1 rRNA gene is annotated in these 3,096 nt (G+C 54.7%); it reads right to left on the bottom strand.

Going from position 1 to position 3,096, the window contains the following annotated elements:
• A 23S ribosomal RNA gene (locus tag BHAP_RS11335) occupies window positions 1-2,762 on the bottom strand; the annotation flags it as partial.
• Between the last annotated feature and the right edge of the window lie 334 nt (window positions 2,763-3,096).

Here is a 3,096-nt window from a genome sequence, read left to right as displayed (position 1 = left end):
TGTCTCACGACGTTCTGAACCCAGCTCGCGTGCCGCTTTAATCGGCGAACAGCCGAACCCTTGGGACCTGCTCCAGCCCCAGGATGCGACGAGCCGACATCGAGGTGCCAAACCATCCCGTCGATATGGACTCTTGGGAATGATCAGCCTGTTATCCCCGGGGTACCTTTTATCCGTTGAGCGATGCCACGCCCGTGCGCCGGCACCGGATCACTATCTCCGACTTTCGTCCCTGCTCGACCCGTCAGTCTCACAGTCAAGCCCGCTTGTACGATTACACTCAACACCCGATTACCAACCGGGCTGAGCGGACCTTTGAGCGCCTCCGTTACTCTTTAGGAGGCAACCGCCCCAGTTAAACTACCCGCCAGGCACTGTCCCAAACACGGATAACGTGCTGTGGTTAGACGTCAAACGAGAACAGAGCGGTATTTCACCTTACGACTCCACTATAGCTAGCGCCACAGTTTCACAGTCTCCCGCCTATGCTACACAATCCGCGCCTAACGCCAATACCAAGGTATAGTAAAGGTCCCGGGGTCTTTTCGTCCTTCTGCGCTTAACGAGCATCTTTACTCGTACTGCAATTTCGCCGAGCTCCTGGTCGAGACAGTGGGGAAGTCGTTACGCCATTCGTGCAGGTCGGAACTTACCCGACAAGGAATTTCGCTACCTTAGGATGGTTATAGTTACCACCGCCGTTTACCGGGGCTTAAATTCACCGCTTCAACCAAAGTTTAACGGATCCTCTTAACCTTCCGGCACCGGGCAGGCGTCAGAGCGTATACAGCGGCTTACGCCTTCGCACGCTCCTGTGTTTTTGGTAAACAGTCGCTACCCCCTGGCCTGTGCCACCCCCAACAGCTCCAACAGTACATATTCTCACCATCAGGGGTCTCCCTTATACCGAAGGCACGGGAGTAATTTGCCGAGTTCCTTGACCAGGATTCGCTCGATCGCTTTAGTATTCTCTACCTGACCACCAGTGTCGGTTTAGGGTACGAGCAGTACAAGCCCTAACACCGAAGCTTTTCTCGACAGCATGGGATCACCGAATTCGAGCATACGCTCCCATCATCACGCCTCACCCTAATGTACTCCGGATTTACCTAGAATACAGGCCACACGCTTAACCATGGAAAACCACCTCCACAGCCGGCTACCCTCCTGTGTCACTCCTGTGTCAACCTACTACCACTACAATCCCAACACCAACCACATCACCAACCCGAAAGCTGGATCAATGATTAGTGAAGGTTAGTACTCATGGCCTCAGTTCTGTCGGTCTCATACTGGTACGGGAATATCAACCCGTTCATCCAATCGACTACGCCTGTCGGCCTCGCCTTAGGACCCGACTCACCCGGGGACGACGAACGTGGCCCCGGAACCCTTAGTCATCCAGCGGCGGAGATTCGCACTCCGCTCTCGCTACTCATGTCTGCATTCTCACTCCCATACAGTCCACCATAGGTTTACACCACAGCTTCACCCCATACAGGACGCTCTCCTACCCAATAGACAAAACTATTGCCGTGTCTTCGGTGGTGTGCTTAAGCCCCGCTACATTGTCGGCGCGGAACCACTAGACCAGTGAGCTGTTACGCACTCTTTCAAGGATGGCTGCTTCTAAGCCAACCTCCTGGCTGTCTATGCGACTCCACATCCTTTCCCACTTAGCACACGCTTAGGGACCTTAGACGACGATCTGGGCTGTTTCCCTTTTGACGACGGAGCTTATCCCCCGCCGACTCACTGCCAGCATACACGCCACAGGTATTCGGAGTTTGGCTGCTATTAGTACCCAATACGGGCCCGCAAGCATCCAGTCGCTCTACCCCCCAGACGCAATCAACCAACGCTGCACCTAAATGCATTTCGGAGAGAACCAGCTATCACGGAATTTGATTGGCCTTTCACCCCTAACCCCAAGTCATCCCCCCGGTTTTCAACCCAGGTGGGTACGGTCCTCCACACAGTCTTACCCATGCTTCAACCTGCTCAGGGCTAGATCATCCCGCTTCGGGTCCAGGACACACGACTCACAACGCCATTTAAGACTCGCTTTCGCTACGCATACCCCACACGGGTTATACTCGCCACATGCCACTGACTCGCAGACTCATTTTTCGATAGGCACGCCGTCACCCCACAAAAAGGCTCCGACGGATCGTAAGCGCGCGGTTTCAGGAACTCTTTCACTCCCCTCCCGGGGTGCTTTTCACCTTTCCCTCACGGTACTAGTACACTATCGGTCAGACAGGAATACTTAGACTTACCCAACGGTCTGAGCAGATTCACTCGGGATTCCACGAGGCCCGAGCTACTTGGGAACACCATCCACGAGACCCTGATCAACCAGCTACGGGACTATCACCCTCTACGGTCCGGTCTTCAAACCAGTTCACCTCAACCAGAATTTTCTCACTCGCGTCCAGCACGTCGGCACTGAAAAAACGATCTCCCACGACCCCTCACACGCAACCCCCGACGGGTATCACACGCACAAGGTTTAGTCTCATCCGCTTTCGCTCGCCACTACTCACGGAGTATCCTTTCCTGCAGGTACTGAGATGTTTCACTTCCCTGCGTACCCCCCGGCCAAAGCCGGTGACTACCCACAACAGTAGCCGGGTTACCCCATTCGGACACCCTCGGATCAACGCTCATTCGGCAACTCCCCGAGGCTTATCGCAGCCCACCACGTCCTTCATCGGTCCTGTCTGCCAAGGCATCCACCACACGCCCTTACCCACAATCACCACACAACCAGCAATTGCAAGCAACCAACGAGTAACAAACACTCGACAACAAATCATCACACTAACGATCACAAAACGATCAAACAACCAGACCACACAAACCAAAACAGTTCATGCAGCCCAGCGAAAAAACAGCAGAACACACAATCATAAACACACACCACAGCATGCATTCACCATTGTGATCCTGCTCGCGTCCACTATCCAGTTCTCAAACCACCACGCACCCAAGAAACGATCCGGACACGGCACACCGGCCGGCCGACCGCCCCAAGGGGACATCCGGAAAACCGCACGCGACCAAGTCGCGGGTGGCGATCCGGGGACCCAACAG

The sequence above is a fragment of the Bifidobacterium hapali genome, from assembly GCF_002259755.1.
Taxonomy (GTDB): domain Bacteria; phylum Actinomycetota; class Actinomycetes; order Actinomycetales; family Bifidobacteriaceae; genus Bifidobacterium; species Bifidobacterium hapali.
This window is presented reverse-complemented; position numbering and strand designations above follow the sequence as displayed.